Raw genomic sequence first — 26,430 nt, forward strand, 5'->3', positions numbered from 1 at the left:
AATGCGGGCACCATGAGCCTGCCGATCCTCGACGCCGTTACGGCGATCTTCGTCCACGACGGCGCCGTCTTCATGACGCGCCGCCACCCCGCCATGATGGCCTTCCCCGGCTACCACGCGTTTCCCGGCGGCAAGATCGACCCGGAAGATGCCGCGGGCGCCGCGTTTGCGCAGCCGATGCTGGCGCCGTTCGACACCCGCCAGATGCACGCGCTGGTGCGCGAACTGCGCGAGGAGCTTGGCTATGACCTGCCGGCGGCGATCGATGCCGGCGAGGTCATCCGCGTCGAGCGGATTGCGCGCGCGCTGACGCCAACCGCCTTCCCTCGCCGTTTCGACACCTGGTTTTACCGGATCTGCGTGCGCCGCAAGCCGCCGTTCGAGGTCGATACGCGCGAGGCCATCGACCACGGCTGGCAGCCGGCCGCCGCGTGGCTGGATCAATGGCGGCACGGCGAACTGATCATTGCGCCGCCGACCCAGGCCTGCCTGATCGGCCTGGCGGAGGACCTGAGCCAGCCTCAGATCGCCAGCCTGTCGCCGCTGGCCGACCCGATGGCCGAAACCGACGACTCGATGACCGCGATCCAGAGCGTATTCGGGCTGCGGCAGATCTTCGTTCGCTCCAACACGCTGCCGCCGGCCGAACACACCAACTGCTTCGTCGTCGGCGACGAGGGTGCCGCGCGAATCGCAATCGATCCGTCGCCACGCGACCGCGTCGAACTCGAGCGGCTCGACGCCACGCTGCAGTCGCTGGGCGTTGATCAACTGCTGATCACGCATCACCACTACGACCACAATCAGTTCGCCGACGAGCTGGCCCGCCGCCACGGCTGGCCGGTGCTGATGAGCGCGCGCACGGCCGAGCGCATCGGCAAGCGCGTGCCGCGCTTCTTCGACGGCATCGATCTACGCACCATCGACGAAGGCAGCGTGGTCACGCAGTGGCAGCAGCAGCCGGTGCGGACCTTATCGGTACCGGGCCACGACGATGGTCAGGTGGCACTGATGCCCGACGGCCGCTCCTGGTGCATCGTCGGCGACCTGATCCAAGGCGTCGGCACCGTGGTGATCTCGAAGCCCGAAGGCGACATGCGGCGCTACTTCGAGTCGCTGGAGCGGATCATTGAGCTGGCGCCGCGCTTCATCTTCCCGTCCCACGGCATCGGCATGGGCACCACGCTGAGGCTAGAAGAAACGCTGAAGCACCGCCGCCAGCGCGAAGCCCAAGTGCTGCAACTGCAGCGCGAGGGTCGCTCGATGCAACAGATGCTCGACGCGATCTACGCCGGACTCGACCCGCGTCTGGCGCCGCTGGCGATACGCAACATCGAAAGCCATCTGGACAAATTGCGCGCCGACGGCGAACTGCCGCAGGGCTGATCGGTCCGTAGTTCATCGGCAGTGCAGGCCGGCCATGCTGCGATGCCGCTCGATCCTGATGGAGATAGGTGATGGCGAGTCCGATCTGGTCCGGCACGATTTCATTCGGCTTGCTCAACGTGCCGGTGCAACTGCACGCCGGCGAGCGCTCGGTCGATCTGCACTTCCGATTGCTCGATTCGCGCGACCAAAGTCCGAGCCGCTATGAGCGCGTCAGCGCCGAAACCGGCAAGGAAGTTGGCTGGAAAAACATCGTCCGAGGTTTCGAGTATCGCAAGGGCAGCTATGCGGTCATCGACGAAAAGCAGCTGTGCCGCGCGGCACCCGAGGCCACGCAGACGATCGACATCGAGTCGTTCGTCGATCGCGACGCGATCGCGCCGGCCTACGATGAAAAGCCCTATGTGCTCGTCCCGCCGAAGAAGGCCGAAAAGCCGTACGTGCTACTGCGCGAGACGCTGAAAAAGACGGGCAAGGTCGGTATCGCCAAGGTCGTGATCCGCACGCGCCAGTACCTGGCAATGCTGATACCCGACGGCGATGCACTGACCTTGAACCTGCTGCACTTCCCGCAGGAAATCGTCGATCACGCCGAGTACGCGCTGCCGTCGGGCAAGGCCGGCGAGTACCGGATCAACGCACGCGAAATCGACATGGCCGCCAAGCTGATCGCCTCGATGTCGGTCGACTGGAATCCAGACGATTACAAAGACGACTTCCGCCACAAGCTGCGCGCGATCGTCGAGAAACTCGTCGAGCAACAGGCCGGCAACGAACCCGCACCGTACGAGGACGATGCCGAGGTACAGACCCACAGCGACGTCACCCAACCCTACTTCATGGCACTACTCAAGCAGAGCATCGCCGCCAAAGGCCAGCGCCAGAAGACCGGGCGCGCCACCCGTATCCCAGCGCGCAGGCGCAGCACGCACAAGACACCCGCCAAGACGCCGACCACGGCGGGCAAGCGCACGCACTGATCGGCATCCTTCCGCCCTAACGCGATCGGGCGCAAAAACGAAGGGCATAAAAAAACCCGGCGGATCGCTCCGCCGGGTTTGTTGAATCGGCTATCGCCGGATCAGCCTTCCGTCACCTTGAACTCGACGCGGCGGTTGTTCTCGCGACCCGCTTCGGTGTCGTTGGTGTCGATCGGCACCGACTCGCCGTAGCCGACCGGACGCAGACGCTTGGCGACAACGCCGTTGCTCTCAAGGAACTTCTGCACCGTGATCGAGCGGCGCTCGGACAGGCCCAGGTTGTAGGCGTCGGTGCCGATGTTGTCGGTATGGCCTTCGACGTCGACCTTGATGTTCGGGTACGCCGACAGCGTCTCAGCGACCTCCTTCAGGATCACCTTGGATTCCGGCAGCAGGCGATCGGAGTCGAACTCGAACTTGACGCCGCGCAGCACGAAGCGGCGATCCAGTGCGCAACCACGAGCGTCGACCGCTTCACCCGGCCGCGGACGGCGGCAGTCACCCGACGGCGCGCAGCCATCCGGCAGCACCTTCAGACCCGGGGGCGTGTTCGGGCACTGGTCCTGATCATCCGGGATGCCGTCGCCATCGCTGTCGAGCGGGCAGCCATCCGGACCGACCTTCTGGCCCACCGGCGTGTTCGGGCACTTGTCGATATTGTCCGGAATACCGTCGCCGTCGCTGTCGGCGATCGGGCAACCCACCGCGTTGACCGCCTGGCCAGGCGCCGACTTGGGGCACTGGTCGAGGTAGTCCGGCACGCCGTCGCCATCGCTGTCGAGCGGGCAGCCGCTGGTGTCGACCTTCACGCCGGCCGGGGTGCCAGGGCACTTGTCGAGGTAATCCGGCACGCCGTCGCCGTCGCTGTCGGCCGGGCAGCCACTGGCATCGACGATCGCGCCAGCGGGGGTACCCGGGCACTTGTCGAGGTTGTCCGGCACGCCGTCGCCATCGCTGTCAGCCGGGCAGCCGTTCGGACCGACGATCGTTCCCTTGGGCGTATTCGGGCACTTGTCGAGGTAGTCGGGCACGCCGTCGCCGTCGAGATCGACCGGGCAGCCGTCGCTGTAGACGGTCACGCCGCGAGGGGTATCCGGGCACTTGTCCTGGCCGTTGGGCACGCCGTCGCCGTCATCGTCTGCCGGGAAGGCGCCGAACTTGTAGCGAACGCCGAGGCCGACATCCCACACGTAGAACGTGTCGTCCGGGACATTGTCCTTGTTGTTGATGAAATCGAGGTTGTAGCGAGCCTGCAGTTTCAGATCCCAGTGATTCGCGAGATTGAACAGGAAGCCGCCGCCGAAGTTCATGCCGCCGCCGACGAAGGACTCGTTCAAAAAGTCGATCGAATGGACGTTGACGCCGGCAATGCCGTACGGACGCACTGAAGAATCCTGCGGAAGCAGGTAGCCGAGGACGTTGAAGCCGAAAGTCGCACGCTCGTAGTCGAGGTCGGACGGCAGGTCGCCAACGTTAAGCTTGCTGTACGCGCCCTCGAACTCGAAGCCCAAGTATTCGTACAGGGAACGTCCAACTGTGAGGGAAGCCGCCGGGCCGAAGTCATTGTCGGCAAAAACCGCCCCAACCGACGGCGACAGGTACCAGCGAGTATCGGTTTCATCCGTCGCCACATCTTGTGCGCCGGCCCCACACGCCCACAAAAGCGCGACGGCGGCCACGCCAAACTTCTTCAACATTTCCTTCTCCCTTGTACGGCGATCACCCGATATAGCACCGCAATGGCCGCGACCTGACATATGAGTGATAGCCCAGTCAGAGCCGTCTGTCTCCAATTACGCACCATTGGAGAAGAATAGATGCTGTTCACGACGCTTCGGTATCTGTAGATTATGACGGGTGGGCGCCTTTCACAACATTGGCGCTCGCTAGATAGCCGGAATATTTGCCTAACGAGGTTTGGGGGAGTCGAGATGAAAGGGATGCGTTTGGTGTTGGCCCTGCTGGCACTGTCGCTCGGAGGTTGCGGCGACGGTAGCGTGCAAAGTCCAGACTTCACGTCCGGGCTGGTCGGTCTGAAGATCGATCCGGCCTCTGTGCCGCAAGCAACCGTGGCCCTGGGCGATTCGGTCCAGTTCCGCGCGCTGGGAACTTTCTCGCTGCCTCCCGGCACGAGCCCGTCGACCAACGACACCGAAGAGCGTCCGGTTGATGCCGAATGGTCCGTCTCGCCGACGACGCGCGCGACGATCACCGGCACCGGTCTGGCCAGCACCCTGTCCCAGGGCAACGTGCTGGTGTCGGCGACCGTGTCCGGCGCCACGGCCCAGGCCGAGTTCACGATCGGCGCGCCGGTGCTGCGTGACATCGTGATTCAGCCCAGCTCGGCGAACATCCCGCTGGGTGGCTCGCAGACGTTCACGGCGCTTGGCATCTATTCCAACTCCTCGTCGCCGCAGCCGCTCGACGTGCCCGCCACCTGGACCAGCGGCAACACCAGCGTGGTGACCGTGACCCCGGCGACGGGCACTTCGACGTCGGCCACCGCCATCGCGCAGGGCTCGACGACGGTGACGGCGACGGTGGTCTCCAACGGCCAGACGCTGACCGAAGTCGTGCCGGTGACGGTCGTCAACGCGGCGCTGACCGGCATCTTGTCGGTCGAACCGCCGACCGCGGCCGTCGTTGCAGGAGCGAGCACCGTTTTCACTGCTGTGGGCTCCTTCTCTGACGGTTCAACCGCGACGCTGCCCGACAGTTCGATCAACTGGACCGTCACCGACGATCTGGACACGGGCGATGTCGCCACGCTGACCAACGGCGCCGACGAGACCCCGGGCGTGACCGCCACCGGCAATGTCGCCGGCGTCGCGACCGTTACCGCTACGCTGAAGGACAGCGTCGCCAGCTCGACCACCAACCGCTCTGCATCGGCGGAACTCACGGTCAGCGGCACGCTGTGCACGCAGAATCTGCGCGCCAGCCAGGGTGCGACGGTCGGTACCGACATCAGCGGCCTCTGCATCGGCTGCTTGGTCGACGATGAGGTCAACATCATCGACAACGACGACACCAACTTCGCCGGCGTTCTGGTTCCGGTCGGCCTGCTCGGTGCCGGCGTCTCGGTCACGGCAACCGCCGCCGACTCGGTCACCTTCGAGCCGGGCAAGCGCGCTGGCTTCATCATTGGGCGTCCGGGCAGCGAGCTGCTGTCGCTGGAAGCGCTGTCGGCGCTTGATGTCACCACGCTGCTCGACGGCCAGGTCGTCGAATCCAGCTCCGCGCTGATCCCGCTGCGCCTGACGCTGCTCGGCCAGGTCATCATCGGCACGCAGGGCGCCATCCTGTCGATCCCGACGACGCAGCCCTACGACGCGGTGCGCCTGTCGTTCTCGTCGGGCCTGGCTTCGGCGCTGACCCGCACCAACGTGTTCAACGCGTGCGCGGTCGTCGAGGAAGAGCCGGCGGCGATGCGGTCGCAGACGCTGATGCGCGCCAACTAAGGGCGCATCGCTTCAACAAAAAAGGCGCCTCGGCGCCTTTTTTGTTGCCCGTTCACTTTCGTGGCAGGCGCGAGTTGACCCACTGACGATCAGTGGAATACCGCGGGATTACCGTGCAGCCGGCTCCGTCAACAATTGCTGCAGCACCTCGGGGTAGAGCCGCACCTCGACTTGCTCGAGCACGCGCTGGCCCAGCGTCTCGGGCGTGTCACCCGGCTCGATCCGCACGCGCCCTTGGGCGATGACCGGGCCGCCATCGAGCTCTTCGGTCACCCAATGGACGCTAGCGCCATGCTCGGCATCGCCGGCCTGCAGAGCGCGCGCATGGGTGTTGAGACCGGGATACAGCGGCAGCAGTGACGGGTGGATGTTCACCAAGCGCCCTTGCAGGGCACGAATGAAGGGCAGCGTCAGAATTCGCATGAATCCCGCGAGCACGACCAGTGCCGGCTGCAGAGGCTCGATCACGGCCAGCATCTGTGCATCGAAGCTGGCGCGATCCGCGTGGTCCTGATGCCGGATGACCTGCGTCGGAATACCGGCGGCGCGGGCGTAATCGAGGCCCGCGGCGTCGCTGCGGTTGCTGAGCACCAACGCGACCTCGGCGCGCAATCGACCGCTGCGCGTGGCGTCAACGATCGCCTGCAGATTGCGGCCGCGCCCCGAGATCAGGACGACCAGCCGGGGCAATGCGCTCACGCGAAGCGCACGTCCTGCTTGCCCTTGACGATCTCGCCCATCACGAACGGTTTCTGACGCGCCTTCTTCAGCGCGGCGAGCGTCTCGGGCAACTTCTTGCGCGGCACGACCATCACGAAGCCGACGCCGCAGTTGAACACACGCCACATCTCGTCCTGCGCGACGTTGCCCTTGTCCTGCAGCCAATCGAAGATCGCCGGCCGCGTCCAGCTGCTGGTATCGACCACGGCCGCCGTGCCCTTGGGGAAGCAGCGCGCCAGGTTGCCGACGATGCCGCCGCCGGTGATGTGCGACATGCCGACAATCGGCAGCTTGGCTTCGAGCAGCTTGAGCACCGGCTTGACGTAGATCGTGGTCGGCGCAAGCAGTGCATCGCCGAGCGTAGCGTCGCCGAAGGCATCGTCGAGCTTGGCGCCGCTGACTTCGAGAATCTTGCGGATCAGCGAGTAGCCATTGGAATGCGGCCCGCTGGACGGCAGACCGACCAGCACGTCGCCGACTTCGATCTTCGATCCGTCGATGATCTTTTTCTTTTCGGCCACGGCGACGCAGAAGCCGGCCAGATCGAAGTCGCCGGCCTGGTACATACCCGGCATCTCGGCGGTCTCGCCGCCGACCAGCGCGCAGCCGGCCAGCTTGCAGCCCTGGGCGATGCCCTTGATCACCTGCCCGGCCACTTTCGGGTCGAGCTTGCCGGTGGCGTAGTAGTCGAGGAAGAACAACGGCTCGGCGCCCGACACCAACACATCGTTGACGCACATGCCGACCAGATCGATACCCAGGCCTTCGACGCGGCCCGAATCGATGCCGAGGCGCAGCTTGGTGCCGACGCCGTCGGTGCCGGACACCAGCACCGGCTGCTTGTACTTCTTCGGCAAGCCGACCAGAGCGCCGAAGCCGCCGACACCGGCGAGCACTTCGGGCCGGCGCGTGCTGCGCACGATCTTCTTGATGTCGTCGACAAGTTCGTCGCCAGCGTCGATATCGACACCAGCGTCGCGGTAGGAAAGGCCAGCTGCTTGGGTCATGGAGAGATCGCTATGCGAAGGCGGCGCTGCGATGGCGCCTGCAAGGGGGTGCCGCAGCGCTGCTGCTCTGCGGTCGGCTGTGATTTTAGCCTTGTGCACCGGATAATGCGCTGATGCCCGCTGGTACATGCCGATGAACGCAGTCGAAGACAGCGTGACCTCCTCGTTCAAGGAAAACTGGCCGTGGCTGTTGATCGGCCTGACGCTGCTGATTTTCACTTGGCTACTGGCGCCGATCCTGACCCCGTTCGTCGTCGGCGCCGGTCTGGCCTACATCGGCGATCCCTTGGTCGATCGGCTCGAACGTCTGCGTCTGTCGCGCACCTTGGGCGTCAGCCTGGTCTTCGTGGTGCTGTTCGGCTCGGCGCTGCTGACGATCGGCTTGATCGTGCCGATGCTGCAAGGCCAGCTGACCGTGCTGATCCACAACATCCCCGACTGGCTGACCTGGGTCCAGGACGTGCTGCTGCCCAAGCTTGGGCTCAAGCTGCCGCGCGGCGTCCAGCTCGACGCGGCCGGGCTCAAGACGCTGATCGCCCAGCACTGGTCCAGTGCCGGCGACATCCTGCCGGCGCTGTGGGCGCGCGCGTCGCAGTCGACCGGCGCGATCATGACCACGGTCGCCAACCTGCTGCTGATCCCGATCGTCGCGTTTTACTTGCTGCGTGACTGGGACCTGCTGGTGGCCTGGGTGCGCAACACGATTCCACCCCGTTACCGGCCGACCACCGACCAGCTCGCCCGCGAAACCGATGAGGTGCTGAGCGCATTCTTCCGCGGCCAGCTGACGGTGATGGCGGCGCTGACGGTCTACTACTGGGTCGCGCTGTGGCTAGCCGGCCTCAACCTGGCCTTGATCGTCGGCCTGATCGTCGGACTCGTCAGCTTCGTTCCCTACCTTGGCGCCGTGATCGGCATCGTCACCGCCGTGATCGCGATGGCCGTGCAGACGCAGGAGCTGGCACCGTTCCTGTGGCTGGGCCTGGTGTTCGCGATCGGCCAGTTTCTTGAATCGAACGTGTTCAGCCCCTGGCTGATCGGCGATCGCATCGGCCTGCACCCGGTCGCGGTGATTTTCGCGGTGATGGCCGGTGGCCAGCTGTTCGGCTTCATCGGCGTGCTGCTGGCGCTGCCGGTGGCCGCGGTTGTCGCAGTGATGCTGCGGCACACGCTGCAGCATTGGTTGCAGAGCAAGCTGTATCGCAGCGGCGCCGCGGCGGCAGAGGCCGAAAACCCCGGCGAGATGCCCAGCGACGGCCCTTTGCCCTGACGTGAAGGGCGAACAGATTCCGCTGTCGGTGCAGCTGCGCAGCAGCGCCAGCTTCGACACCTATTACGCCGGTCCGAATCAGGCGGCGGTCAACGCGTTGCGCGAATCCAGCCGCGGCGGGCTGTTTCTATACGGCGCCGCCGGCAGCGGCAAAACCCATCTGCTGCAGGCTGCGGTGCGAGAAGCAGCGCCGGGCGTTCGCGCCGGCTATCTGCCACTGCGCGAGCTGGTTCAGCGCGGCGCCGAAGCGGTGGACGGCTACGCCGGCTACCCGATGCTGTGCATCGACGATCTCGACGCCATCGCCGACGACACGCAGTGGAACCACACCTTGATCCGACTTCTGGACCGGCTGCGCACCGAAGGTGCGCGGTGGTGCGTGTCGGCAGCGGCCGCACCGGAGCGCCTCGGCGGCCTGCTGCCCGATCTACGCACTCGGCTCAGCGCACTGCCGTTGTTCGCGCTGCGCGCGCTGGGCGACGACGATCGTCACCAATGGCTGCGGCGCAGCGCTCATCAGCGGGGCCTCGAGTTGCCGGACGACGCCGCACGCTGGCTGCTGAACCATCTGCCGCGCGACACCGGCAACTTGCTGGCGGCGATCGAAGAGCTGGACCGCGCATCGCTGCGCGACAAGCGCCGCCTGACACTGGCATTCGTGCAGCGGACGCTGGGCTTGCGTCCGCAATAACGCAGCCGATCAGCCGACCGGGACCACACCCGCCAGCTTTTCACGCGCCAACAGCCGCACGTACAGCACCATCGCGACGAAATCGATCGCCGCGACGCTGGCGAGTCCGAACGACGAGCCGCGATGCGCGGGCATCGCATAGCCCGACGCCAGATAGCCGGCGGCATAGAACACCACCAGCATGCAGGCCCAGGAATAGGTATAGGCGCGGCCGCGCAAAATGCCGGACACCGGCAACAGCAGCGGCAGCACCAGCAGCGCGCCGCTGCCGCCGCGCGATCCGACCAGCATCAGCGCAATCAGCGCCAGATGCGCCAGCGTGGTCACCGCGCGCGCATAGGCGCTCAACGGACGGGTGATCATGCGGACAGCTTCCGCGCCAGCGTTGCGACGCGCCGGCCCAGCGCCTGGCACAGCGCCGCTTCGTCGCGCGTCAGTGGCGCCGGCGACGTGCCGGTGCCCGCCACGTGCGAGGCGCCATATGGGGTACCGCCGGACTGCGTGGACGACAGCGCCGGCTCGCTGTACGGGATGCCACTGATCACCATGCCATGGTGCAGCAGCGGCAACATCATGCCGAGCAAGGTGCTCTCCTGCCCGCCATGCTGCGTGCTGGTCGACGTGAACACCGCTGCGGGCTTGCCCGCCAGCGCGCCGGCCAGCCAAGGCCCGGAGGTTGTATCGAGGAAGTACTTCAGCGGCGCGGCCATGTTGCCGAAGCGCGTCGGGCTGCCGAGGATCAGGCCCGAACAGGCACGCAAGTCGTCGTGACTGACATAAATCGGCCCGTCGTCGGGAATCTCGGCTTGCGTGGCTTCGGTGACCGTCGATACCGGCGGCACCGTGCGCAAGCGCGCGATCGCACCTGCCGCTTCGACGCCGCGGCAAATCTCGCGCGCCATCGCGGCGACCGATCCATTGCGGGAGTAATACAGAACCAGAATGTCGTTCACGAGTCGCGCCCTGAAGAGATGCTGCATTGTAGTGGCTGGTCGCGAGCCGCTTGGGCGATCATGCAGCCTTCGTCATGCCGGGATGCCGTCTTGTCCGAGCCACGCTTCGACCGCCGCCGTATCAGACCCTGTGCCATTCACGCTCTGCTGCTGATGGCCGCGCTTGGCGCTGCATGCGCTGCGCCGCGCCGCATCGACGCGGTCGCCCCGCCAGCCGCCGAACGGCGCAGCGAGCGTGCCGACAACGGATCCACCGGGGCCGACGCAGCGCCAACGATGCCGCCGATCCGGCCGCTGATGAGCTTTACGCAGGGCCCGGTGCCGCTGGATGCACTGCCGCCACCGATCGCCGCGGATGCCGCATACCTGGAGCGCGCCCAGCAGCAACTGCAGGCCTCGTATCAGTACACCGGCTTGAGCGATGTGCAGATCGCGCAGCAGAAGAATGCCGAAGCGCTGCTGGTCGCCGGCTACGGACAGCGCGCGCATGCGGCGCTGGTCCAGCTCAATGCGCAATTGAAGAACGGCACCAAGCCGTATGCGGTCCGGCGTGGGGACAATCTGTGGATCATCTCCGGCCGGCCGGAGGTGTACGGCAATCCGTGGCTGTGGCCGCTGATCTGGCAGAACAATCTGCAGGTGATCCCCGACCCGAATCGTCTACCGCCGGGCCAGACGCTGAAGATCCGGCCCAATCCGACGATTCAGGACGTCGTCAACGCGGTCAACTACGCCCGCGAACAGATCAAGAGCAGCGACACGCGCATCGGCGAAGTCCGCGAACAGCCGGCGCCTTGAAGCGCGCAGCGCGGCGCTTGCGTCAGCCGCGGTACCAGCGCTTGTTCAGCGCGCCCAGCACCAGCGCCGGATACTGCGGCTTGCCGATGCTGCCGTTGTAGCGCGCCAGCGCTTTAACGATATCGCCGCGCTCGCGGTCGAGATAAAACCGCAGGATCGTGCAGCCCATCCGCAGATTGGTCCGCGTGTGGAACAGATTCTCCTCGGGCCCGGCGATCTCGCGCAGCCAGAACGGCATGATCTGCATGTAGCCCTGGGCGCCGGCCGTCGACAGCGCGTAGCGGTTGAAGCCGCTTTCGACCTGGATCACCGCCAGCGCCAGCTCCGGCGTGATCCGCGCGCGGCTGGCTTCCTGGTGCAATACGCGCAGAAACTCCAGCCGCTCGCGATCATCCTTGATGCTGCGCCGCAGCCGGCTCGACATGTCGACCAACCAGACTTCGGCATCGAAGCGGTCCTGAAAACTGCTGCTGTTGTCGATGGCCGCGCGCAGCAGCTCGCGCAATTCGGGCTCGGGCTCGCCGACCGGCCCGGCGTGAGCGGCACCACCGAGGCAGGCGCACAACAGTGCTGCCGCGAAGCGGTGCCGAACGCGCATGTCAGGCGAGCTTGGCGAGCACCGCGTCGAGCGTGGCCGGGATCATCTCGGCCTTGTCCGCGCGGCGGTGCTTGTATTCGAACTGCTGGTTGGCCAGCCCCTTGTCGCCGATCACGATGCGGTGCGGAATGCCGATCAGGTCAGCGTCGGCGAACATCGGGCCCGGACGCAGACCGCGATCGTCGAGCAGCGCTTCCACGCCAGCGTCGATCAGCTGTTGGTACAGCTGCTCGGCGGCCTCCTTGGCGGCCGGCGACTTGTCGGTGCCGATCGGCGTGACGATCACGCGAAACGGCGCAATCGCGTCCGGCCAGATGATGCCGTTGGCATCATGGCTCTGCTCGATCACCGCGGCTGCCATCCGCGACACGCCGATGCCGTAGCAACCCATCTGCGGCGTGATCGCTTCGCCCTTCTCGTCGAGCACGCTCAAGCCCATCGCCTGCGTGTACTTCTGGCCGAGCTGGAAGATATGCCCGCCTTCGATGCCGCGCAGCAGCTTGATCGTGCCGCGACCGTCGGGCGACGGGTCGCCCTCGACGATCATGCGCAGGTCGGCCGTCTCTGGCAGCGCGCAGTCGCGGCCCCAGTTGGCGCCGCGCAGATGCGCATCGTTCTGGTTGGCGCCGCAAACGAAGTCGGCGATCTCGGCCGCCGCGAAATCGGCGATCACCGGGATCGGGCAGTTGACCGGGCCCAGGTAGCCGACTTCGCAGCCGAAAGCCGCTTGCACGTCCTCGATCTTGGCCATCTCGAACGGCGAGGCGATGCGCGGGTGCTTGGCGGCCTTGATCTCGTTGAGCTCGTGATCACCACGCAGCGCGATGCCGATCAAGCCGCCGTCGGCGGCCTTGACCACCAGCAGCTTGACCTTGCCGGTCAACGGCACGTTGAGGAAGCGCGACACTTGCTCGCAGGTCTTCTGGCCCGGCGTCGACACGGTCTCCAGCGCAGCGGTCGGCGCCGGCAGCGGACGACCCGAAGGATGCGTCTCGGCGGCTTCGACGTTGGCCGCGTAATCACCTTCGGTGGACACGGCCAACAGGTCTTCACCGGCGCCGGCCAGGATGTGGAACTCCTCGCTGGCCGCGCCGCCGATGTTGCCGCTGTCGGCCTTGACCGCGCGGAAGTCGGCACCGATCCGCGAGAAGATCCGCGTATAGGCCGCCCGCATGTTCTGGTACTCGGCCGCCAGGCCTTCGGCGTCCATGTGGAACGAGTAGGCGTCCTTCATCAGGAACTCGCGCGCGCGCATCACGCCGAAGCGCGGACGGCGCTCGTCGCGGAACTTGGTCTGGATCTGGTAGTAGTTGATCGGCAATTGCTTGTAGCTGCGGATGTCCTGGCGCACGTGGTGGGTGATGACCTCCTCGTGCGTCGGGCCGTAGCAGAAGTCGTTCTTGTGGCGGTCCTTGATGCGCAGCATCTCGGCACCCATCACATCCCAGCGACCCGATTCCTGCCAGAGCTCAGCCGGCTGAACGGACGGCATCAGCAGTTCGAGCGCGCCGGCGCGGTTCATCTCGTCGCGGACGATCTGCTCGACCTTGCGCAGCACGCGTAGCCCCAGCGGCATCCAGGTGTACAAGCCGGCGCCGAGCTTGCGGATCAGGCCGGCACGCAGCATCAGCCGGTGGCTGATGATCTCGGCGTCGGCAGGGGTTTCTTTGGTCGTGGCAAGCGGGAAGCGGGACAGGCGCATGGCGGTTCGCAGGCGGGCAGCGGAAAGGCCGCGATTCTAGCGGAAAGCCGGCGCGCCCCCGGCGATGCCGGCGCCGCGGGTGCTACTTGGTGCTGACCGTCGGCGTGATCTTGACCAGCAGCACGCGGTTGCCCTGGACGCGCCGCACCAAGGCCGCAAACTCTTCGAAGCGCGCCAGGTCGCCCTCGACCGGCACGCGGTCGAGCTTGCTCATGATCAAGCCGCCCACGGTGCTGACGTCTTCTTCCTCGGCTTCCTCGATGTCGCGGCCCAGCTCGCGCTCGATCCGGTACACCGGCGTGTCGCCGGGGACGATAAAGCTGCCGTCGGGCAGCCAGACGAAGCGCCGGTCGGTGCTCTTCTGACGGCCGACTTCGTGTTCGTCGGTGATTTCACCGAAGATCGTTTCAAGGATGTCTTCCATCGTCACGAAGCCGACCAGACGCTCGTCGTCGTCCCGCACCAAGGCCAGATGCGGCGCGCCGCTGCGGAAGCGGCGCATCAACTCCAGCGCCGACTCGTTCTCGCGCACTTCGAGCACCTCGCGGATATGCCGGCGCAGGCGGCTCTGAACGTCTTCGCCACCCGGCTCCAGCAGAATGTCCTTGACGTGCAGTAAGCCGAGCACGGTTTCGCTCTCCGGCTCCAGCAGCACGTAACGGCTAAAGCGGTGGTTCTGGATCGTGCGGCGGATTTCGGCGTAGCTGTCGTCGCTGCTGAGCGTGATCAGCTCGCGGAACGGGCGCATCAGGTCGCCCGCTTCCAGGTCGGCCAGTTCCAGCGTGTGCGCGACGATCGTCTTGATCTCGATCTCGGGGCCTTCGGTGACGCGGCGGCTGTGATGCAGGATCGCCTGCAGCTCTTCGGGGCTGTAGTAGGCGTCGCTCTGGTGCCCGGTGGCCGAGGCGCTCAAGCCCAAGCGGCGCAGCAGCGAATTGGAACTGGTGTTCAGGAACCAGATCGCCGGGTACATCAGCCAATAAAACACGTACAGCGGCCCGGCGGTCCACAGCGACAGCGTCTCGGGGCGACGCAGCGCCAGCGACTTGGGCGCCAGTTCGCCGAGCACGATGTGCAGGTAGCTGATCACGGCAAACGCGACGACAAACGCGATGCTGTGGATCACCTCGGGCCGATCGATGCCCATCATCTGCAACGGCGCTTCTAGCAGCCCGGCGAACGCCGGCTCGCCGATCCAGCCCAAGCCCAGCGATGCCAATGTGATGCCGAGCTGACAAGCCGACAGATACGCGTCGAGCTTGCTGTGGACGCGTCCGAGCATCACGCCGCGCCAGCCGTGGCCCTCGGCGAGGTCTTCGACGCGGCTGTGCCGCAGCTTGACGATCGCAAACTCGGCCGCGACGAAGAAACCGTTCAACAACACCAATAAAAAAGCGACGAGCAGCAGCAAGCTGTCTTGGAGCAGGACCATCGGGCACCACAGGGAGGGCTGGCCGCCAGTCTACGATACCGCTGCCGCCCTTCGCCGGACCGAGCCCTGCCCCCGGTCTCAATGACGCCCGGGGGCAGCAACCGCTGGGCGGTACAACGCGCTAGCGCTTGTCCAGCACGATGTCGCCCGAAAAGCTCGACAGGTCGACACGGGCGCGGCCGTCGCCGATCTTGAACTCTTGGCGTTCGCGGCGCTCGTCGCCGGATGGCACGGCGCCGCCGAACGCGCTGCGCACGTCGCCGCTGAAGGTGTGCAACGTCACTTGCGCCGAGGTCGCGGCCGGCATCCGCACGCGCATTTCGCCGGATAGCGTTTCGCCAACGAAGCGGCCGTCGCCGGTCAGCGCCGCGTCGACATCGAAGTCGCCGGAGATCGATTTGAGGCTCAGGTCGCTGTAGGCGCTGGCGCCGACCAGTTCGGCATCGCCGCTGACGGTTTCGAGCTTGAGCCGGCCCCCACCGCCGCTGGCTCGGACATCGCCGCTGACGGTGTTGATCGAGCCGTTGCGCATCGGCGCGCGGACGACGACATCGCCGCTGACCGTGCGCGCTTCGACCTCGTCGGCGGCCAGGCTCAGCGTCATTTCGCCGGAAACGGTCGCCGCGACGACCTTGCCCTTGATGCCCTGCACGATCACGTCGGCGCTGACCGCCTCGACGTTCAGCGCGACGCCCACCGGCAGCATGATCCGCAACTCGCTGCCCTCGACGTTGCGCGTGTTCTTCGGCGTGCGCACGACGATGTCGAGGTTGCCGTCGCTGCCGGTGATGTCGAGCTTGTCGGCACCGCGACCCAGCTCGCCGGAAATGTAGGCCTCAGGCTTGTCCCAGCTGACGATCTCGATCGAGCCGGCGACGTTGGAAACACGGACACGGGCGTCAGCTTTCAGCGAGCGGCGTTCGTCGATCGCACGACCCGCCATCGAATCCTCGTCGTCGGCGTAACGATCGTGGTGATGCGGCGGCACCGGCGGGGCTGGCGGCTGCGTCGGAGGCGCTGCGGACGCGCTGGTCGCTGCCAGCGCCAGCATCAAACCGGCCGCCGCGTCGGTCGCCGGCCGACGGCGCGGTCTGGCAGCGGAAGTTGGAAGGTTCATCGTCAAGCTCCTGCCCTGGTGTCAGGGCTCAAATGCGATTGCGGTCGAGCAGATCGCGCAAATGGGTTTTTTGGTCCTGGGTGCTGGCCAGAAGGTTTTGCAGATATTGGTCGTTGGGGTCGGTCGCCAGCGCGTGGCGCAACTGATCTTCGGCGCTCTTGACGATCTTGAGATTGGCCTTGAGCAACGCTCGGTTGGCGCTGGGCGGCGGTAGCGGCGCGCGCCGGGCGAGCGTTGCGACCGCAAGCGGCTCGGGCCGGGCCTGCGCGTCGGAGCGCAACGCGATATCAACCGGCGTCGCTTGAGCGAACGGGTCCATGCCCGGCGCCAGATACCGCGCGGCGATCAAGCCGGCCAGTGCCAGCATCGCCGACGCGGCAGCGGCCATCGGCACCCAGCGCTGACGCCGTCGGGGCCGGATCGCCGCCGGGGGGGAGACCGGCGCGCGGGCCAGACGCGCTTCGATCGCCGGCCACAAATCATGGGTGGGTTCGTGCTCGGTGCGCAGCGACTCCAGCCCGGCGATGGGGGCGGCCATCGGTGCGTCATCACGATCGGGCAAGGCGGAGCCATCCGCAGCCGGAAGCCTATGCAGCGGGTCGTTCATTGAAGGAATCCTCTCATCAGCTTGCGGGCGCGGTGCAATTGCGCCTTGGACGTGCCGACCGCAATACCGGTCAGCTCGGCAATTTCCTCGTGTTGGTAGCCTTCGACGTCGTGCAGCAACAACACGCTGCGCGCACCCGGAGGCAAGCGGGCCAGCGCTCGCTCGAGATCCATCCGGTCGGCAACACGCTGCTGCGGGTGCTCGTCGACCGCCACCGCATCGCCATCGGCATCGCCGGCCTCTTCGGTGACGTCCTCGAGCGTGACCCACCGCCGCATCAAGCGGTATTCACCCAGCACCAGATTCACCGTCAGCCGGTGCATCCAGGTCGAGAACTGGCTGTCGCCGCGAAAGCTGCCGAGCTTTTCCCAAGCGCGGACGAAGGCATCCTGCGTGGCTTGGTCGGCACGCTTGTCGTCGCCGTTGACCAGCCGCCAGCACAGGCCGCGAATGCGGCCGACGTGGCGCCGGTACAACTGCTCGAACGCGCGGCGGTCGCCGGCGGCCGCCGCTTGGACCCAGCGCAGGTCTTCGGCGTCGATCGGCTCTCGTGCGCCCGCCGCAGGCGCGGAATCCTGCTGTGGCGCCAAGGGCGCGGTCTCCAGTCGGTTATAGGCAATAGCGGACATTATCGTGCCTCAGATGCGCAAGGCGGCCCGTTGGTTTAAGCCCTCGTAGAATGCGCAACGCCTTCGCCGACGCCTGCACCGCCGTCCGACCATGCCGACATCCGTCACGATCACCTACCTGCAGATGCGCTCACCCGACGAACTGCGCCGCGCGCCCGAGCCGGCGATCGCCGACCGGCTGCTGCGCCGCGCCGAAGTCCCCTGCCCGGCCTTCAGCCGTTTTCTGTACACGGCCGTCGGCGGCAACTGGTACTGGCGCGATCGGCTCGGCTGGACTGCCGCGCAGTGGCGCGAATACCTGGAACGCCCGGGTATCGAAACCTGGCTGCTGAGCGTGCGCGGCACGCCGGCCGGCTACATCGAGCTGGATCGCCAGGCGCAGGACGTCGAGATCGCCTACTTCGGCTTGATACCGGAGTTCATCGGCCAAGGCCTCGGCGGCTGGTTGCTCGGCGAAGGCATCGCCCGCGCCTGGCAAATGGACGCACCGCGCCGCGTGTGGGTGCATACCTGCACGCTCGACGGCCCGGCCGCACTGCCCAACTATCAAGCGCGCGGCATGCGCATCTACCGCGAAGAAACGCGCGTCGTCGACGACGTCGGTGAGCCCGACGGCCCGTGGCCCGGCGCCAACCGCGGATGAACGCCTCGACACTGCTGCTGACGGCAGCCGGTGCCCACCTGCTGGCCGTGATGTCGCCGGGGCCTGACTTCGCGATGGTCACGCGGCAGACGCTGGCCTACGGCCGCCGCGCCGGTGTCTGGACCGCGATGGGCATTGCCACCGGGCTGATCTTCCACGTCGGCTGGGCGCTGTTCGGCTTGGGCTGGGTTGTGCAGCGCGTGCCGCTGCTGCTGGATCTGTTGCGTTACGGCGGTGCCGCCTTTCTGCTGTACATGGGCGTCAGCGCCTTGCGCGCGGCGCCGCCGGACAGCACGCCGCGGCCCGACGACATCCCGGCGCAACCCGCGCGCCGCAGCTACCTGATCGGCATGGCGACCAATCTGCTCAATCCGAAAGCAATGCTGTACTTCGTCGCGCTGTGTTCGGCGCTGGTGACGACGGCGACGCCGGTGTCGCAGCGGCTGCTGCTCGGTGCGTGGATTCTGGCGACGACGGCGGCGTGGTTCAGCTTGGCCGCGTGGTCGCTGGGTCATCCGGCGATCCGCAGCCGCCTGCTCGGCCATGCGCATTGGATCGATCGCGGCATGGGCCTGTTGTTGATCGCGCTGGGGCTGCTGAGCCTGCTGGCCTAGCAACACGGCAGCACGCCGTGCGGCTAGGCCCGCAGCGCGTGACCTAGCCCTTGCCTTGCAGCTGCGCGACGATGCCGGGGTTCTCCAGCGTCGACGTATCCGACGTAATCTCCTCGCCCTTGGCGATCGAGCGAAGCAGGCGCCGCATAATCTTGCCGCTGCGCGTTTTGGGCAGATTGTCGGCGAAGCGGATGTCGTCGGGCTTGGCGATCGCACCGATCTGCTTGGCGACGTGGTCGCGCAGCTCCTTGGCCAGCGCGACCGCCTCGTCGCCTTCGGGACGCTTGCCACGCACGGTGACGAACGCGAACACCGCCTCGCCCTTGACCTCGTGCGGACGCCCGACGACAGCGGCTTCGGCGACACGCGGATGGCTGACCAGCGCCGACTCGACTTCCATCGTGCCGAGCCGGTGGCCGGACACGTTCAATACGTCGTCGGTGCGGCCGAGAATCCAGTAGTAGCCATCGTCGTCACGATGCGTCGAATCGCCGGCCACGTAGTACTGATTGCCGAACTGCTCCCAATACGTCTTGATGTAGCGCGCGTTGTCGCCCCAGATCGTGCGCAGCATCGACGGCCAGGGCTTGGTGATGACCAAGTAGCCGCCAACGTTGTTGCCCTGGATCGGCGTGCCGGCTTCGTCGACGACTTCGACGAAGATGCCGGGCAGCGGCTGCGTGCACGAGCCGGGCTTGGTCGGCGTCGCGCCGGGGATCGGGCTCATCATGATCGCGCCGGTTTCGGTCTGCCACCAGGTGTCGACGATCGGCAAACGCTCCTTGCCGACGACGCGGTGGTACCACATCCACGCCTCGGGATTGATCGGTTCGCCGACGCTGCCAAGCAGCCGCAGCGAGCTCAAATCATATTGCGCGGGCCACTCGTCGCCGAGCCGCATCAGCGCGCGGATCGCGGTCGGCGCGGTGTAGAAGATCGTCACCTTGTGATCTTGGATGATCTTCCAGAAGCGGCCGGCATCGGGCACTGTCGGCGCGCCTTCGTAGATCAGGATCGTCGCGCCGTTGGCCAGCGGACCATAGGTGACGTAGCTGTGGCCGGTGATCCAGCCGATGTCGGCGGTGCACCAGAACACGTCGCTGCCCTGCAGGTCGAACACCCACTGGCAGCTGACCGTCGCATTGACCAGATAACCGCCGGTGGAATGCTGGATGCCCTTGGGCTTGCCCGTGGAGCCCGAGGTATACAGCAGGAACAGCGGATGCTCGGCTTCGACCCATTCCGGATCGCACTGCGCCGGCTGCGTCGCCAGCACGTCGTGCCACCACAGATCGAGCTTGTCGTTCCACTGCACGGGATGACCGGTGCGCTGGAATACGATCACGTGCTCGATGGACTTGCAGGCGCCGTCGAGCGCCTCATCGGCGGCCTTCTTCAACTCGACGATGTTGCCGCCGCGGCGGCCGCCGTCAGCGGTGATCAGCAAGCGAGCGCCCGCGTCTTCGATGCGGTCGCGCAGCGACGACGCCGAGAAGCCGCCGAACACCACCGAATGCACGGCGCCGATGCGCGCGCAGGCCTGCATCGCGATCACGGCTTCGGCGGTGTGCGGCATGTAGATCACGACGCGATCGCCCTTGCCGATGCCGAGCGACTTCAGGCCATTGGCCAGCTTGCAGACCTCGGCGTGCAGTTGCCGGTAGGTCCAGATGCGGACATCGCCCGCCTCGCCTTCGAAGCGGATCGCCGGCTTGTCGCCGAGCGCGCCCAAATGCCGGTCCAGGCAGTTGGCCGAGGCATTGGTGCGGCCGTCGGTGAACCAGCGATAGTTCGGCGCTGCGCTGTCATCGAGGCCGACCGTGAACGGCGTCTGCCAGCTGATGTGCTCACGCGCCAGACGGCTCCAGAAGCCGACCGAATCGGCAGCGGCTTCGGCACGCAGCGCCGCCAGCGCATCGGCATTGACTCGCGCCTTGTCGACGAAGGCCGGCGACGGTGCGAACACGCGCTGCTCGTCGAGCACCGATTGGAAGTTACCGGCCGGTTGATCTGAACTCATATTGTGGCTCTCTCTCAGTCTCGCGAATATCGATGGGGCCGGTCAGCGACGGCCATCATGGCCACCGCTGCCGACACTCTGTTGCAACAGCTTAGTGACTCGCTGCGGTGCTGGCACCGTAGCCGGTTTCCGAGCGTACCAATTGCTCGGTGAACAACAGCGACTCCTTGTGCGCCGACTCGCTGCCGTCGGTAATCGAGCCGATCCAGCAGCCGATGAAGGCCAGCGTCATCGAAAACAGCGCCGGTGCGTCGTACGGGAAGATCGCTTCGGCATGGCCCAACACCTTGACCCAGACCGCCGGGCTGAGCACGGTCAGCGTCACCGCCGACACCAAGCCCAAGCCGCCACCGAGCACCGCGCCACGCGTGGTCAGACCCTTCCACATCATCGACAGCAGGATGATCGGGAAGTTGGCGCTGGCGGCGATCGCAAACGCCAGGCCGACCATGAAGGCGACGTTCTGCTTTTCGAACGCGATGCCCAGGCCGATCGCCAGGATGCCGAGCGCCACGGTCGCCAGCTTCGACACGCGGATCTCGTCGGCTTCCTTGGCCTTGCCTCGCTTGATCACGTTGGAATAGACGTCGTGCGACACCGCAGCGGCACCGGACAGCGTCAGGCCCGCAACGACGGCCAGGATCGTCGCGAACGCAACCGCCGAGATGAAGCCCAGGAACATGTCGCCGCCGACCGCATGCGCCAGATGCACGGCTGCCATGTTGCTGCCGCCGCGCAGGCCGGCACCGTCCAGGTACAGCGCGTTGGTACCCACCAGCACGATCGCGCCGAAGCCGATGATGAAGGTCAGGATGTAGAAGTAGCCGATGAAGCCGGTGGCGAACAGCACGCTCTTGCGGGCCTCGACCGCGTCCTTGACCGTGAAGAAGCGCATCAGGATGTGCGGCAGGCCCGCGGTGCCGAACATCAGCGCAATGCCCAGCGACACGGCTGAGATCGGGTCCTTGACGAACTTGCCGGGCGCCATGATCGCCTCGCCGTCCTTGTGCGCCGACACCGCGCTTTCGAACAGCGAATCGAACGAGAAGCCGACCTTGGCCATCACCATAAACGCCATGAAACTGGCGCCGCCGAGCAGCAGCACGGCCTTGATAATCTGCACCCAGGTCGTCGCCAGCATGCCGCCGAAGGTCACGTACACGATCATCAACACGCCGACGATGATCACGGCGATGTTGTAGTCCAAGCCGAACAGCAGCTTGATCAACTGCCCGGCGCCGACCATCTGCGCGATCAGATAAAACGCCACCGTCACCAGCGTGCCCGAGGCCGACAGTACGCGGATCGGCCGCTGCTGCAAGCGATAGCTGGCGACGTCGGCAAACGTGAACTTGCCCAGATTGCGCAGCCGCTCGGCGATCAGGAACATGATCACCGGCCAGCCGACCAGAAAGCCGATCGAGTAGATCAGGCCGTCGAAGCCCGAGCCGAACACCAGCGCCGAAATGCCAAGGAACGAGGCGGCCGACATATAGTCGCCGGCGATTGCCAAACCGTTCTGGAAGCCGGTGATGCCGCCGCCGGCCGTGTAGAAATCGGACCGCGAACGGGTGCGCTTGGCAGCCCAGTAGGTGATGCCGAGCGTCATCGTCACGAACGCGAAGAACATCACGATCGCCGTGACGTTCAGCGGCTGCTTCTGCGCCTGGCCTTCAAGTGCCGCGGCGAACAACGGGGATGTGACGAGCAGGCCGGCGATGCCCAGTCCAGCGCGGCCGGCGTAACGACGAGCGAGCGCGGCGATCATGAGCGCGCACTCCGCAGCGCTTCGGCCGACAGGGCGTCGAACTCGCGGTTGGCGCGGCTGACGTAGATACCGGTCAGGATGATCGCCGACGCGATCACGCCCAGACCCAGCGGGATGCCCAGCGTGATCACGCCGTCGAGCTTGATCGCCAGCCATTGCGGTGCAAAGGCGATGGCCAGAATGAAGCCGTAGTAGATCGCGCACATCAGCGCCGCCAGCCGGTAGGCCAGGCTGCCGCGCCGCGACCGCAGCCGTGCAAATGCCGCGCTGTGATAGATGCGGCGGATCTCCGGCGCGAGCACGGCGTTCTCCTCCGTGGTCAGCTGGGCCGGCAAGGCCGTGGCTAGGGTACTCATCGGTTCTCTCTCCTATCGCACTTGTTATGTACCGCAGTGAAGCCAGCATAGGAGCCGGGGCGGCGCACGACCATCCGACGTTGGTCTAAGCTCCGCGCCACACCCAGCGGAGCCCCGGCGTGCTCTCCAGCGGATTCCTGTTCCTGTTGTCGGCCGCTTATGTGGTCACGTTGTTCGGCGTGGCGTTCTGGGGTGATCGCCGTGCGCGCCAGCGCGGCAACCCGGTGCGCAAGCGTTGGACCTACAGCCTCGCGCTGGCCGTTTACTGCACGTCGTGGACGTTCTACGGCGCGGTCGGTCGTGCCGCCGTCAGCGGCTGGGACTTCCTGCCGATCTACCTCGGGCCGGCGCTGGTGTTCGTGTTCGGCCACGGGCTGATCGCGCGGCTGATCCGGATCAGCAAGCGTCACAACATCACCTCGATCGCCGACTTCATCGGCGCGCGCTACGGCCGTCACCAGAAGCTGGCGATGATGGTCACGCTGATCGCAGTGTTCGGTGTGCTGCCGTACATCGCACTGCAGATCAAGGCCGTCGCCTTCAGCTTCGAGGTGCTGGTCGGCCCGGCACGCGGCCAGCGCGCGGACGACAACGCGCTGGTGATCTCGGTGATGCTGGCGGTGTTCGCGATCCTGTTTGGCACGCGCCATGTGGTGTCGACCGAGAACCACCACGGCATGATGCTGGCGATCGCATTCGAGTCGGTTTGCAAACTGCTGGCCTTCGTCGCCGTTGGCCTGTTCGTTTGCTTCGGCCTGTTCGACGGCATCGGTGACGCCTACCGGCAGGCGCTGGCGATGCCGCAGGTGGCAGAGCCGCCGTCGCGTGCCGACTGGCAGTTGGGCTTCATCACGCAGACGCTGCTCGCCGCCGCAGCGGCGCTGTGTCTGCCGCGACAGTTCCACGTCACCGTCGTCGAGAACACGGCGCCGGCCGATCTGCGAACCGCGCGCTGGCTGTTTCCCGGCTATTTGGCACTGATCAGCGTGTTCGTGCTGCCGATCATGGCCGCCGGCGTGCTGCTGTTGCCGGGTGGCACCCAGGCCGACAGTTTCGTGCTGGCGATTCCGCTGGCGCAGGGCCACACCGGGCTGGCGCTGGTGGCTTATCTGGGTGGGTTCTCGGCGGCAACCAGCATGGTGATCGTCGCCACCGTCGCGCTGTCGACGATGATCTGCAACGAAGTCGTGATGCCGCTACTGCTGCGCTGGCCGCGCCTGGGGCTGAGCGAGCGCAGCGACCTGTCGAGCTTGCTCAAGACGATCCGCCGCGTCTGCATCGTCGCGCTGGTGATGCTGGCCTATCTGTACTTCCGCTTGTTCACCGGCCCGGGCACGCTGGCCTCGATCGGCCTGCTGTCGTTTTCGGCCGTGCTGCACTTCCTGCCGGGCCTGATCGGTGGCTTGTACTGGCGGCGCGCGCGCTACACCGGCGCCGTTGCCGGCCTTGCGGTCGGCTTCATCAGCTGGTGCTACGTGCTGCTGCTGCCGACCGTGCTCGGCGGCAGTGCCGTCGGCGAACATCTGGTGCAGGACGGCCCGCTGAATATCGGCTGGTTGCGGCCCGGCGCCGTGCTCGGCCTGGCCTGGCTCGATCCGATCACGCACGGCACGCTGATCAGTCTGGCGCTGCATCTGCTGACCTATGTGCTGGTGTCGTTGAGCAGCACGCCAGGGCTGCGCGAACGCCTGCAGGTTTCGCGCTTTCTCGAAGACCATGACGAAGCGGCACCATCAACCGCCGCGCTGCTGCCGAGTACGGCGACGGTCGGCGATCTGCAGACCTTGCTGGAGCGCTTCTTCGGCACTGAGCGGGCGCGCTCGCTGTTGGCCGAGCACGGCAGTGCGCGCAGTGGCGCGGGCCTGCGCGCCAGTGACCGCGCCGAGCCGGGCCAAGCCCGCTATGTCGAGCATTTGTTGGCGTCAGCCGTCGGCAGTTCATCGGCGCGGCTGCTGCTGGCGACGACGCTGCGCGGCCGCGACATGCAGGTCGAAGATGTCGTGCGGCTGCTCGACGAAACCTCGCATGCGATCCAGTTCAACCGCGAACTGCTGCTGGCGACGTTGGAGCACCTGTCGCAAGGCGTGTCGGTGGTCGACAAGGACCTGAAGCTGGTGGCCTGGAACCAGCGCTACATCGACATCTTCGGCTACCCACCGGGCTTGGTTGCGGTCGGCCGGCCGATCGAACAGCTGATGCGCTACAACGCCGAACAAGGTTTGCTCGGTGCAGCCGAAGGCGCCGACGCCGCCGTCGTCAAGCGGCTGCAGCACATGCGCCGTGGCGACGCCTACACGCATCAGCGGGCATTGCCGGATGGCAGCACGATCGAGATTCGCGGCAACCCGATGCCGGGCGGCGGCTTCGTCACCAGCTACTCGGACGTCACTGGTTACCAGCGCGGCGCCGACCAGCTGCGTGAGGTCAACGAACTGCTCGAATCACGCGTCGCCGAGCGCACGCGCGAGCTGGCCGCGGCGACGCGCGCCGCCGAGCAGGCCGATCAGGCCAAGAGCCGCTTCCTGGCATCGGCATCGCACGATCTGGTGCAGCCGCTGAACGCCGCGCGGCTGTTCACAGCCGCGATCCCGCGCGACGGCCTGCCGCCGTCAGCGGCCGCGCTGCTGTCGCAAGCCGAAAGCTCGCTATCGGCCGCCGAATCGCTGCTGTCCGGCCTGCTCGACATCTCGCGCCTCGATGGCCGCGCGCAAGCGATCCGCCGCGAGCACTTCGCGATCGCCGATCTGCTCGACCCACTGTCTGCCGAAACCGCCGCGCTGGCCCAGCGCGCCGGGTTGCGCTTCGACTGCGTGCGCAGCTCGGCCGTCGTCGACAGCGACCCTCAGCTGCTGCGTCGCGTGCTGCAGAACCTGCTGTCGAACGCGGTGCGCTACACCGCCAGCGGCCGCGTGCTGATCGGCTGCCGGCGCCAGCGCGACGCGCTGAGAATCGAAGTTTGGGATACCGGCGCGGGTATACCCGAGCATCAGCAGCAGGAGATTTTTCAGGAGTTCCGGCGGCTCGCCGCACAAGATGCACGCGGCGAACGCGGCATGGGCCTGGGCTTGGCGATCGTCGAGCGCGTGACGCGGATGCTGGGCCACCCGCTGATGCTGCGCAGCCGCGTCGGTCACGGCAGCGTGTTCACGGTGACGGTCCCGCTGGGCCAGCGCAGCCGCATGCGCCACAACGCCGAGCGCGCGTCCGCCCCGTCGGGATCACTGGCCGGCGCCCGGGTGCTGTGCCTGGACAACGAACCCGCCGTGCTGCAGTCGATGCAGGCGCTGCTGCAAAGCTGGGGCTGCGAGGTGATCCCGGCGGCCGATGAGGCTGCTGCATTGTTCGGCCTCGCCGGCCCCTCGCCGGATCTGCTGCTGGTCGACTATCACCTCGACGGTGCACGCACCGGCGTTCAGGTCGCCGAGCAGATTCGGGGCCATTGCCAGCGCGACATCCCCGGCATCGTGCTGACCGCCGACCACACGCCGCAAGCGCGTCAGGACGCGCAAGCCCAGGGCCTGGCGCTGCTGCCCAAGCCGGTCAAGCCGGCCGCATTGCGGGCCTTGATGACGCGGCTGCTGAGCCAGCACGCACGCCGCGAAGCCGGCGCGTGAAGGTCGACGGCGCTGCGGTCCGCACCGGCGCCGACTCGATCTTGGGCTGGATTACGCCGTGACC

General features: G+C 66.5%; 23 protein-coding genes. 9 read left to right on the forward strand and 14 right to left on the reverse strand.

Annotated elements, in window-relative coordinates; all coding sequences use genetic code 11:
- The first annotated feature begins 12 nt into the window (after positions 1-12).
- Together BUB09_RS01235 and ku are read left to right on the forward strand one after the other, a co-directional pair.
- Positions 13-1,386: an MBL fold metallo-hydrolase gene (locus BUB09_RS01235; RefSeq protein ID WP_072893000.1), complete on the forward strand. Its 1,374-nt coding sequence runs from the start codon at positions 13-15 to the stop codon at positions 1,384-1,386.
- Positions 1,387-1,457: 71 nt separating this feature from the next.
- Entirely contained in the window at positions 1,458-2,366 is a 909-nt protein-coding gene (gene ku, locus BUB09_RS01240; protein ID WP_072893003.1) for a non-homologous end joining protein Ku, read from the forward strand.
- Between the two features lie 101 nt (positions 2,367-2,467).
- Here ku and BUB09_RS17530 read toward each other — a convergent pair whose 3' ends face one another.
- The gene (locus tag BUB09_RS17530; RefSeq protein ID WP_072893006.1) at positions 2,468-4,063 is read right to left on the reverse strand and encodes an OmpA family protein; all 1,596 of its coding nucleotides are present in this window, start codon (positions 4,061-4,063) and stop codon (positions 2,468-2,470) included.
- A 234-nt stretch (positions 4,064-4,297) separates the two neighbouring features.
- On the opposite strand from BUB09_RS17530, the gene BUB09_RS01250 reads away from it, so the two are divergent.
- Entirely contained in the window at positions 4,298-5,827 is a 1,530-nt protein-coding gene (locus BUB09_RS01250) for an Ig-like domain-containing protein (RefSeq protein WP_175550077.1), read from the forward strand.
- Positions 5,828-5,935: 108 nt separating this feature from the next.
- On the opposite strand, the gene purN is transcribed toward BUB09_RS01250, so the two are convergent.
- Positions 5,936-6,526: a phosphoribosylglycinamide formyltransferase gene (gene purN / locus BUB09_RS01255; protein ID WP_072893011.1), complete on the reverse strand. Its 591-nt coding sequence runs from the start codon at positions 6,524-6,526 to the stop codon at positions 5,936-5,938.
- The gene (purM, locus tag BUB09_RS01260) at positions 6,523-7,554 is read right to left on the reverse strand and encodes a phosphoribosylformylglycinamidine cyclo-ligase (RefSeq protein ID WP_072893014.1); all 1,032 of its coding nucleotides are present in this window, start codon (positions 7,552-7,554) and stop codon (positions 6,523-6,525) included. The genes purN and purM overlap by 4 nt, the downstream gene beginning before the upstream one ends.
- Positions 7,555-7,687: 133 nt before the next feature.
- Here purM and BUB09_RS01265 point away from each other — a divergent pair, with 133 nt between their 5' ends.
- Entirely contained in the window at positions 7,688-8,824 is a 1,137-nt protein-coding gene (locus tag BUB09_RS01265) for an AI-2E family transporter (RefSeq protein WP_139250052.1), read from the forward strand.
- Between the two features lies 1 nt (position 8,825).
- Positions 8,826-9,515 carry a DnaA regulatory inactivator Hda gene (gene hda, locus BUB09_RS01270; protein ID WP_072893019.1) on the forward strand — a complete coding sequence of 230 codons (690 nt, stop codon included), beginning with the start codon at positions 8,826-8,828 and terminating at the stop codon, positions 9,513-9,515.
- Between the two features lie 9 nt (positions 9,516-9,524).
- Here hda and BUB09_RS01275 read toward each other — a convergent pair whose 3' ends face one another.
- Positions 9,525-9,878, reverse strand: a complete 354-nt coding sequence (locus BUB09_RS01275; protein WP_072893022.1) for a DUF2069 domain-containing protein — start codon at positions 9,876-9,878, stop codon at positions 9,525-9,527.
- The gene (gene wrbA, locus BUB09_RS01280; RefSeq protein WP_072893976.1) at positions 9,875-10,468 is read right to left on the reverse strand and encodes an NAD(P)H:quinone oxidoreductase; all 594 of its coding nucleotides are present in this window, start codon (positions 10,466-10,468) and stop codon (positions 9,875-9,877) included. Before wrbA ends, BUB09_RS01275 begins: the two co-directional genes overlap by 4 nt.
- Before the next feature lie 90 nt (positions 10,469-10,558).
- Here wrbA and BUB09_RS16705 point away from each other — a divergent pair, with 90 nt between their 5' ends.
- Positions 10,559-11,266, forward strand: a complete 708-nt coding sequence (locus BUB09_RS16705; protein ID WP_084083065.1) for a LysM peptidoglycan-binding domain-containing protein — start codon at positions 10,559-10,561, stop codon at positions 11,264-11,266.
- A gap of 22 nt (positions 11,267-11,288) precedes the next feature.
- On the opposite strand, the gene BUB09_RS01290 is transcribed toward BUB09_RS16705, so the two are convergent.
- From BUB09_RS01290 to BUB09_RS01315, 6 genes are all read right to left on the reverse strand, one after another.
- Positions 11,289-11,864: a lytic transglycosylase domain-containing protein gene (locus BUB09_RS01290; protein ID WP_072893024.1), complete on the reverse strand. Its 576-nt coding sequence runs from the start codon at positions 11,862-11,864 to the stop codon at positions 11,289-11,291.
- Position 11,865: 1 nt separating this feature from the next.
- Entirely contained in the window at positions 11,866-13,566 is a 1,701-nt protein-coding gene (locus BUB09_RS01295; RefSeq protein ID WP_072893027.1) for a proline--tRNA ligase, read from the reverse strand.
- An 82-nt stretch (positions 13,567-13,648) separates the two neighbouring features.
- Entirely contained in the window at positions 13,649-14,998 is a 1,350-nt protein-coding gene (locus BUB09_RS01300) for a hemolysin family protein (protein WP_072893029.1), read from the reverse strand.
- Between the two features lie 121 nt (positions 14,999-15,119).
- Positions 15,120-16,115 carry a DUF4097 family beta strand repeat-containing protein gene (locus BUB09_RS01305; RefSeq protein ID WP_084083066.1) on the reverse strand — a complete coding sequence of 332 codons (996 nt, stop codon included), beginning with the start codon at positions 16,113-16,115 and terminating at the stop codon, positions 15,120-15,122.
- Positions 16,116-16,143: 28 nt separating this feature from the next.
- Entirely contained in the window at positions 16,144-16,653 is a 510-nt protein-coding gene (locus BUB09_RS01310) for a hypothetical protein (RefSeq protein ID WP_139250053.1), read from the reverse strand.
- Between the two features lie 65 nt (positions 16,654-16,718).
- Complete coding sequence (locus tag BUB09_RS01315; RefSeq protein WP_072893038.1) at positions 16,719-17,351, reverse strand: RNA polymerase sigma factor; 633 nt, start codon at positions 17,349-17,351, stop codon at positions 16,719-16,721.
- 91 nt (positions 17,352-17,442) lie between these two features.
- Here BUB09_RS01315 and BUB09_RS01320 point away from each other — a divergent pair, with 91 nt between their 5' ends.
- The gene (locus tag BUB09_RS01320) at positions 17,443-17,994 is read left to right on the forward strand and encodes a GNAT family N-acetyltransferase (protein ID WP_072893040.1); all 552 of its coding nucleotides are present in this window, start codon (positions 17,443-17,445) and stop codon (positions 17,992-17,994) included.
- Positions 17,991-18,608: a LysE family translocator gene (locus BUB09_RS01325; protein WP_072893042.1), complete on the forward strand. Its 618-nt coding sequence runs from the start codon at positions 17,991-17,993 to the stop codon at positions 18,606-18,608. The genes BUB09_RS01320 and BUB09_RS01325 overlap by 4 nt, the downstream gene beginning before the upstream one ends.
- A gap of 43 nt (positions 18,609-18,651) precedes the next feature.
- Here the strand turns inward: BUB09_RS01325 and acs are convergent, their stop codons facing one another.
- The 3 genes from acs to BUB09_RS01340 form a co-directional block, all read right to left on the reverse strand.
- A complete protein-coding gene (gene acs, locus BUB09_RS01330; RefSeq protein WP_072893045.1) occupies positions 18,652-20,628 on the reverse strand; it encodes an acetate--CoA ligase in 1,977 nt (658 codons plus the stop codon).
- A 91-nt stretch (positions 20,629-20,719) separates the two neighbouring features.
- Positions 20,720-22,396 carry a cation acetate symporter gene (locus tag BUB09_RS01335; protein WP_084083067.1) on the reverse strand — a complete coding sequence of 559 codons (1,677 nt, stop codon included), beginning with the start codon at positions 22,394-22,396 and terminating at the stop codon, positions 20,720-20,722.
- Positions 22,393-22,752 carry a DUF485 domain-containing protein gene (locus BUB09_RS01340; protein ID WP_084083068.1) on the reverse strand — a complete coding sequence of 120 codons (360 nt, stop codon included), beginning with the start codon at positions 22,750-22,752 and terminating at the stop codon, positions 22,393-22,395. Before BUB09_RS01340 ends, BUB09_RS01335 begins: the two co-directional genes overlap by 4 nt.
- Positions 22,753-22,871: 119 nt before the next feature.
- On the opposite strand from BUB09_RS01340, the gene BUB09_RS01345 reads away from it, so the two are divergent.
- Positions 22,872-26,366 (forward strand): PAS domain-containing hybrid sensor histidine kinase/response regulator, encoded by a 3,495-nt coding sequence (locus BUB09_RS01345; RefSeq protein WP_072893048.1) that lies wholly within the window; start codon positions 22,872-22,874, stop codon positions 26,364-26,366.
- Positions 26,367-26,430: the final 64 nt, after the last annotated feature.

Origin of the sequence: Hydrocarboniphaga daqingensis (assembly GCF_900129825.1) — a bacterium.
GTDB lineage: Bacteria > Pseudomonadota > Gammaproteobacteria > Nevskiales > Nevskiaceae > Hydrocarboniphaga > Hydrocarboniphaga daqingensis.